This is a genomic window from Pseudomonas quasicaspiana (assembly GCF_021147825.1).
In the GTDB taxonomy this organism is placed as follows: domain Bacteria; phylum Pseudomonadota; class Gammaproteobacteria; order Pseudomonadales; family Pseudomonadaceae; genus Aquipseudomonas; species Aquipseudomonas quasicaspiana.
The window spans coordinates 63806-71788 of the sequence record NZ_JAGTPI010000030.1 but is presented as its reverse complement, the minus strand read 5'-3'; the positions used below and the strand labels follow the sequence as shown (position 1 = coordinate 71788).

Sequence of the window (7983 nt, the reverse complement as noted above, 5' to 3'; positions counted from 1 at the left end):
TGGCCATGAAGCCGAGTCGCCAGTATCGCGGGCAAGCCCGGCTCCCACAGGGATTTGCGATCCGCCTGAGACGGTTATCTGTGCGAATTCATTCGCGAAAGGGCCGGTGCATTCGATGTATCTGTATCGTCAGGAATACTGCCTTCCCGAATGAATTCGGTCTCACAGGCTCTTCATGAACCTGAAGCCGTGCGCAAATCCGTGGGAGCGAATTCATTCGCGAAGATTGGGTTGCTTCACAGCGAAATATCAACCGTGCGCTCTTCAAAAACCAGCGGTTGGCCTTCCTCAAGCAAATGCCGGATGCCAGGCCCCAGCAAGTCTTGCGGACCGTCCAGGGGCGTGGCCGGGTATTGCTGGAAGCGTCGTCTGTTGGCACTGACCTGTTCCAGAATCTGTCGGTCCTGGCGCAGGATGACCTTGAACGCCTGCCGCAATACGGCACGTTTCAGTACGGCGGGAATTTTGCCCCGCGCAGTCGCGATTCGCGCAAAGACCCGCAACTGCCCGTCAGCACACGGAGTCATCCAGGCGCTGACCAGCAGATTGAGGTGATCGTTGCCATCGCGGTACTCGATTTCCGAAAGCCCGGGAAGACGAAAACGCCCCATGCTCTCGCCCCGCTGCCCTTCGAACAACCGTGAGATAAGCCCTGACTGTTTGCCCTCCTCGCTGTAAATCGCTTCGATACCGTCATCGAGCGGACGAACCCGGGCCGAGATGCGTTGGCGCTGCTTATCGTGGCGAATCCAGCCCGCGTGAACAAAATGAGTATGAAATCCGTCCAGGAAATTCTCCGCTGCGTCCTGCAATGAGCACTGCACTTGATCCGTCATCCAGAACGTATCGAGTTTCTGCCCCTGCTGGGCCGGGGCAACCGGCGCCTCAGCTGGACGCTGGTCATTCAGGCAGACCCACACCAGGCCGTGGGCTTCGCAGCAGGCCAGGCTGTTAAGCAATGCTTTGCTGGAGGGGCACTGATCAGTGCCGGGTACCCGGGTGCAACGGCCGTCTGCGGCAAACCGCCAACCGTGATAAGGGCATTCGATATGTCCATCGCGAACCTTGCCCTGACTCAATGGCGCAAAACGATGGGGACAACGATCCGGCAATGCGGCGGCGCGTCCATCATCGGCGCGGAACAGCACCAGTGGCATGTCGTGAACCTGACAGGCCATCGGGTCTTTTTTCAGTTCGTGGCTCAGCGCTACCGGCCACCATTGAGAAAGGGGATTCACAGTTTGAGTGTTCTCATGAGGGGCACACCTATTCCATGCAGCAAAACGCTGAGCAATCGCCATATCCAGCGACGCCGCCAGGGCAAATGGGCGACCTTGATCAGGCTGTACTCGATCTGCGGCTGCCCCCCGCGCAAGCGTTTGAAACCGGCAGCGCCGGAGCTGAAATTCAGCACGGTGCGGCGCTCGGCGGCTTCCAGCAGGCACAGACAGGTCAATTGCCGGTACAAGCCGGTTTTCTGTGGCAATGCAGTGTCGTATCCCACAATCGGGGTGCTGATGGTAGCGTCATTGGCAAACCAGCCCAACGCGCCATCGATACGGCCATCCGGGGTGCGCAGAACGCGTATCTCCAGCCAGCCTTCACGTTGACCACGCTGTATCCAGCGGGCGCTGTAATGCGGGTTGAGCCTGCAATATTTGTCCAGATACAGCAGGTTATACAGCTGCTCTACCCGCACAAAATCGCTGTCGCTCAGGGCCGAGCCAGGCACCACTTCATAGGCGCTGCGTCGCAACAGAGTGCGGTCGAGTCGGGTGTTGTGATGCCGGAGGAACGGAGCATCTGCCCCGCTCCGGCCGTCGAATACATACACCTGTCGGCTAGGGATACTCAGGAAGCCGAGCCCTCTCAAACGCTGTTTCAGTTCGCGGTTGCTGAACGCATTGATCGAGCGAAAACACAGAGCGTGATCGGGAAATGTTCGCTGCAAAAAAGCGCTGATCTGCGGCAGCTCGTTCAGATCCCAGTCAGCGGGATACAGATTGGTCGACAGCAGCCAGTTGTTGACATGAACCAGCTTGTCGACTTTGGCTGCGCTCAACAAGGCGTCCACGCCTTGGGTCAGGGCGCTCAGTGGTCGGGTCAGCCACGGACGGCCAATGCGGTTGAGTTCTTCGCGGGCGTAACCGCTATAGGCGGTACGGGGCGACACCACATAGCAGTTGTCTTCAGGGTCGTGTCCATCATTGATGCTCACCGCAAGCTGCTGCGTCCCGGTGTCCAGCAGCGCCATCCGTGTCCTGACATTGGCGATCAGTCCTGTCTCGCTCCAGCCGCGGACGTATTGTCGGGCTGGACTTTCGTTGGGGGTCACCGGTTCCTGAAGGAGTTGCTCCTGAAACAACAGCTTCACTGGGGCGGCTCCCCTAATGCCTGCCCGTTCCATTCGATATCGGCGGTGGACGCGGCCAGCACCCCGCAGCGGCGGGAGGCAGCGCGATAGATGATTTCCCCAAGGCTCAACCATTGGGCGGCCAGCGGCAGGACATCACCTTGCTGAACGATCACGTCGCGGGCTATACGGTAATCACGCCAGAACGTCCTGCTCAACGACCGTGAAGGCGCAGCCAGTAAAAGCATCGCCAGTGCGATCATGCGCGGTTCCTGGGTAGGCTCAATCATGCCGCTGGATGCTTCGCCAAGGCTGTTCACCAGCGCCTGACGCTGATTGTCGAACAGGTGCACGCCACTGGTGGCCCGCGGGTTGCACTCCAGCACATGGAAACGGCCTGCTTGATCTTCGATAAAGTCAAAGCCGACCTGTCCGGTATAGCCGGTTTCACGGCCGAACTGCTCCAGGAATCGACGCACAGGTTCCGGCGTCGCAGGGGAAAGATAGATCCCCGAACCCCGGCCCACACGGTAGCGCGGCTGGTAAACGCTATGAGCGCGCAACTGGCCATCGATCAACACGCTGAAGCTGCAAAACTCCCGCCCCTGAATAAACCGCTGCGCAACCCAGGGCGCTTCAATACTGGGCTGGACTTGACTCAACTGCGTCACGTTTGGCTGAATCAGGGTTTGCGAAGCGAAACGCGAATAAGCCGGTTTGAACACCCACTCCTCAGTCTCCGCGCTCAACGCCAACACAGACGGGTAATCCGTCAGCAGCCGGGTTTCGGGTGTCGACAACGTCCAGCCCTGTATCATGGCCGCAAACTGGCCCTTGTGATGCAGCCGATGCAGCAGCGCAAAATCACTGGTCAGCACCCGGCACAATGGCCTGAGGCGCTCCAGGCCATGGGCCAGATAGAACACTTCTTCGCAGGTTGGCAGCAACACGTCGATACGTTCTGCCTTGATCACGCTGGCCAGCGCTTCGATCCAGCCTGCGGGGTCGAGTCTGGGCTCGGGTAAACGAACGAAGTGGTGTACTGAACGACTGAAACGGCTCAGCGGCTGACCCAGCGAGTCCCCCACGCTCACGGTCCAGCCGGCCTCGTTGAAGGCCCTCGCCCACTCCAGACAGGCCGGTGCACGAGCCCCCAGAATCAGTACGCGCATGGCAGCCCCTCAGGCAATTGCAGGAGTTTCAAACGTCGGCGTTTGACGTGCGGGGGCGGCGCTTGCCAGTGCCCGAAGATGAACTCCGGTGGACGCATGCCCTGCCCGGCACATAACTGGTGAAGGGTTTCGCTGATCGCCTTGCACAGCGCGTCATGATCGCCGTAGGCCTGAATGTTGATCTGCCAGTTCAGCCTGGTCTGATGGATCTCATATTCCTGCAGCTTAGCGCCATGCATTAGCAAGGTACGGCGCAGGACATCCGGATACAGCGCCCGCAACTGACGTCCCGCCACATCAGGCAGCCAGAGAATGTCGTCGGCACGCCCCTCGATAGTGGCAATCGCCCGTTCGACCCGTCCGCAAGCACAAGGGGCTTCACTGATGCGCAGCACGTCGTTGAGGCGATACCTCACGATCATCTGCGTGCGTCTTGAAAAGTCGGTAATGATGGGCTGAAAACGGGTGTGCTCGGCGTCGAGCCACTCCGGCTCAATGTGCAGATGGCTTTCATTGAGGTGCAAAGTCCCCTGCTCGCAGGTGTAACCGAGAAAGCCTTCGCTGGCCTGATAAATCTGCTGCGGCATCACCCCGAAGGCTTTGAGCACGGCATCTGCATCCGTGCTTTCAAGCACCTCGGCAACCGACAGGATATGCGTTGGACGTATCGATAAAAGCCCGTTCAATGAGGCTTCAGCCAGACCCCGCAACACGGTCGCCGGAGCCACCAGCACATCGGGATTCTGTGCCTGCAGACGTTCAAGTGACGCGTCGAGCCCGAGTGTCAGGTCGTGAAAGGCGAAGTCGATACGGCGACTGCTCAACGTGGTGTACAAGCGGCTGTTGGCACGCAGAAAAAAAGCGATCCGCAATGGCGCTTGCCAGAAGCACAGCAGACGAGGAAGGAAGCGGCCTGGCAAGGTCCTCGCCAGTAGAATTCCTGCCCAACGCTGACGCTCAAGGGAACTGACCAGAAACACGCCCTGGTTACCGGACGTGCCACTTGAAAGCCCCACGGTTATATCGCCCAGCGTGGGGCTGAAGTCGCGGGATTCTTCTGCCCGCCGCGCAACTGGCAAGACCTGATCCAGACCAAGACCGCGAGTGTTGTAAGCAGCAAAGTCGCTCATCATTGTCGCTTTGTCCATCAGTGGAAAGTCCGCCAGATGCATGTACTGATGGTCTTTGAAGCGCTCGGCGGTCGGCAACACATCTTTCAGGAAATGCTTCAACTGTCGAGCCTGCCACGCCTCCAGTTGCTCTCGTCGAGTGAACCGCAAGCGATAACGACTGTTGAGAAAACTCAGTGCGCTGCGCAGCTTGCCAATCAAGCGTTCACTGCTCATTGCTGAACGCCTCCCAGGCGTGGGTGCAGTGCGAAGGCAGCACGGCCACTGCGGGTTCTCGCCGGATCAGCGTGCCAACGTTGGCGTAGGCCTGTCGGTACTGTCTGGCGTCGTGACCGGCAAACCACAGCGCGGGCGCCGCCGGCAGTCGTTCTGCGCGACACGCGGGCACCGACCAGCAAGCGTCGGCCACCAGAAATACCGGACGCCCCTGGGCATCAGGGATAAACAGACCCAGTTGGCCATGGCTGTGTCCCGGTAGCGGCACACCGATCAGGCTGCCGTCACCTAACAGGTCGAGGCCATGGGTGAAGGGGGCCATCCATTCCGGCAAGGTCGCTTGCCTGCAATGATCGGCAAGGGTCAGCCGACTGGCGAAATCGTCCGGCAACAAGCCAGGCAAATGGCCTCCAAGGGTGGCCCGCCAACGCGAGCCGCGCAGGCTTTCAATGTGCTGCCGATCAGCATCAAGAGCAATGAATGAAGCCTGATTGAAGTCTCGCAACCCGGCGACATGATCGCCGTGAAAATGCGAAATGATCACTGTGCGGATATCCTCCGGCTGAATGCCGAAGCCCTTCAGTTGGGCGAGCAATTGCTCCTGAACGGGCAAGTGCACCGGCACCGCTGTGCGATAAAAACGCTCTGGCAGGTCCTGGGTAGCCTTGAAGAAATGTTCGGCGTAGCCCGTGTCGTACAGGATCCAGCCAGCGACGGGATGGCGAATCAGCCCGCACAATGACGGGAAACGCGTCGGCGCCCAACGAGCGCTGCGATCTGCCATGCATGCCAGGTGTCGGCACCAACCGGCACGCAAAACGTTGAGGCTGACCGTCCGGCTCATTGTTTGATGCCTTGTTGCGCAAGCCACCACTGAGCGTGTTGGCGAATGCCCTCCTCCTGAGTGATCACCGTGCGGTAACCCAACTCGTTGCGTATCGCGTCCAGATTAAGGGTCTGGCTGAATGCAAGCACTCCAGCACCATAGCGAGTCAGTAAAGGTTCGCCACTGTGCCGCAGGCGAGCGCTGGTTTCGAACCCCAGCGCTACGGCATCCACGACCCGCCATGGCAGGCGTCGGGTTCGCAGCGTCAGCTGAAATTGTTCGGCAATGCGTTGCAGCAGATCTTCAACGGCCAGCGGCGTACCGTTGCTCACGTTGTAGGTGCAGACCGGGCGCGGCAACGGTTGATTGAGGCTCAGTTCCACGGCGTGTACCAGATTGTCGATGCAGGTCAGGTCCAGTTGAGCCCTGCCTCCGCGCATCAGCGGTATGTGTCCACGCTGCATGACACGCAACAGGCGCGGCAATAACGTACCGTCCCACGGGCCGAATACCGCGCGCGGGCGCAAAATCACCGCCTCGGCAAGACCCGCTTCCTTCACCATGGTTTCGGCCAGCGCTTTGGTGCGCGCGTACTCGTTGACCGGCGCAGGCAAAGGTTCGCTTTCATGGATGTCGAGCCGGTCGCGAAAGGCAAAGTACAGGCTGGGCGTCGAGAGGTGTACAAGGCGCTTCACCTGATTGACGCGGCAGGCGTTCAGGACCTCTTCGGTGGCCAGCAGATTGGCCCGGGCAAACGCTTCTGTCGTTCCCCAGGGCGAGGACAACGCCGCGCAATGGACGACTGCCGCACAGCCATGCGTCGCCTCAACCAGCGCGCTCGCCCCGGCTGGAGAACCGTGCTCAAGCGCAAGCCACTGAATCGCGCCAGGGCTATGGCGAATGACATCCGCCGCTGCTACCGGATTGCGGCCGCTGAACAGCACTTCACAGCCTTGGGAGGCAAGTCGCCAGGCGATATGCCGACCAATGAAACCTGTGCCACCGGTCACGAGAACTTTCATCAATACTCCAGGATCATGCCGCCGATCGATAACCCGGCACCGGTTCCGATCAACATCAGAATCTGCCCACGCTGAATGCGCTGATCACGAATCGCAATGTCCAGCGCTGTCGGCAGCGATGCGGCCACCTGGTTGCCGTGGTGAGCAAATACATCGATGACTTTTTCCGGGGCAAAACCCAGGCGTCTGGCCGCATGCTGCATCGCTTGCTGGCTGGCTTGATGAGGGATTACCCAGTCGATCTGATCCTGATTCAGGCCCGCCTGATCCAGCAGATCGCTCACCAAAGTGGGCAGGTGCTTCGCGGCAAGACGGAATACGCCTTTGCCCTGCATGGAAAAACTGGTCAGAGGTTCGAACGGGATATCGATACGCCGCGGGTGAAAGCGCGATCCACCGGCCGGGATCTGGCATAAATGCGCACCTTCGGAAAACGTCTTGAGGTTCGAGGCGATAATTTTTGCCCCGCCTTCGCTGGCGCAAAGGACCACAGCCGCTGCGCCGTCACCAAAAATGCCGCTGACCTCAACTTGCTGCCAGTCCAGCCCGCAGGAGGCGATATCGGAGCAGACCAGCAGAACGCGCCGGTAGCGGCCCGCAACGAGGGGCCATGACAAGGTGTCGACGGCGGCAATGAACCCCAGGCAACTGGCATTGATGTCCATGGCGGGAATGCCTGAGTGACCCATGCCCAACTCTCTTTGCAACAACGCGGCGTTGCAGGGCATGCCTTGATCCATAGTGCCGCTGGCGCAGGCGATCAAGTCGATCTGGTCCAGCTCGATGCCGGCGGCCGCCAGGGCATTTCGCGCGGCAGCCGCGCCCAGGCTTGCAGCCGTTTCCGCGCTGGACGCAACATGCCTATGAACAACCCCGCTGATCTGCTCGACGCTGCCCGCCGCCAGGCCCAACTCATGATCGAGGGCGGTACTGGTGACTATTCTGTCCGGCAGCGCATGGCCGGAACCGAGAATGGTCACACGCCTTGGGGGCAAAGCCAGCGGTGAAGTGTGCATTCAAATTCCGTTTAGAGAAGATCATTGTATTGACACTTATACGGGGTGATTACCGCACGGCGGTATAGTACAGGTGTACTATTTTTTACGCGCTCGAAACACTTTAAGTTATTGAAAATAAGTGCAGATTTCAAACTTCAGACTTATTCATAACTTTCAGGCGACGGCTGGCAGATTTTTGACTGCCTCGTCACGCACTGACGCTTAATAGTGAGCGATCAATGCGCCCCTGTTGCTGATCAAAAAGG

Annotated in this window: 7 protein-coding genes; all 7 read right to left on the bottom strand. The window is 59.5% G+C overall.

Features of this window, described 5'->3' with window-relative positions:
- Positions 1-236: 236 nt before the first annotated feature.
- The 7 genes from KDX30_RS17675 to KDX30_RS17645 are packed head-to-tail and all read right to left on the bottom strand — an operon-like array spanning position 237 to position 7735.
- Positions 237-1238: a Rieske 2Fe-2S domain-containing protein gene (locus KDX30_RS17675; protein ID WP_231677054.1), complete on the bottom strand. Its 1002-nt coding sequence runs from the start codon at positions 1236-1238 to the stop codon at positions 237-239.
- Complete coding sequence (locus tag KDX30_RS17670) at positions 1235-2374, bottom strand: hypothetical protein (protein ID WP_231677053.1); 1140 nt, start codon at positions 2372-2374, stop codon at positions 1235-1237. Before KDX30_RS17670 ends, KDX30_RS17675 begins: the two co-directional genes overlap by 4 nt.
- Positions 2371-3525 (bottom strand): ATP-grasp domain-containing protein, encoded by a 1155-nt coding sequence (locus KDX30_RS17665; protein WP_231677052.1) that lies wholly within the window; start codon positions 3523-3525, stop codon positions 2371-2373. The genes KDX30_RS17670 and KDX30_RS17665 overlap by 4 nt, the downstream gene beginning before the upstream one ends.
- On the bottom strand, positions 3513-4871 hold the full coding sequence (locus KDX30_RS17660) for a F390 synthetase-related protein (protein WP_231677051.1): 1359 nt from the start codon (positions 4869-4871) through the stop codon (positions 3513-3515). The genes KDX30_RS17665 and KDX30_RS17660 overlap by 13 nt, the downstream gene beginning before the upstream one ends.
- Positions 4861-5715 (bottom strand): MBL fold metallo-hydrolase, encoded by an 855-nt coding sequence (locus KDX30_RS17655; RefSeq protein ID WP_231677050.1) that lies wholly within the window; start codon positions 5713-5715, stop codon positions 4861-4863. Before KDX30_RS17655 ends, KDX30_RS17660 begins: the two co-directional genes overlap by 11 nt.
- A complete protein-coding gene (locus KDX30_RS17650; RefSeq protein ID WP_122395235.1) occupies positions 5712-6719 on the bottom strand; it encodes an NAD-dependent epimerase/dehydratase family protein in 1008 nt (335 codons plus the stop codon). The genes KDX30_RS17655 and KDX30_RS17650 overlap by 4 nt, the downstream gene beginning before the upstream one ends.
- The gene (locus KDX30_RS17645) at positions 6719-7735 is read right to left on the bottom strand and encodes a beta-ketoacyl-ACP synthase 3 (protein ID WP_122395236.1); all 1017 of its coding nucleotides are present in this window, start codon (positions 7733-7735) and stop codon (positions 6719-6721) included. Before KDX30_RS17645 ends, KDX30_RS17650 begins: the two co-directional genes overlap by 1 nt.
- Between the last annotated feature and the right edge of the window lie 248 nt (positions 7736-7983).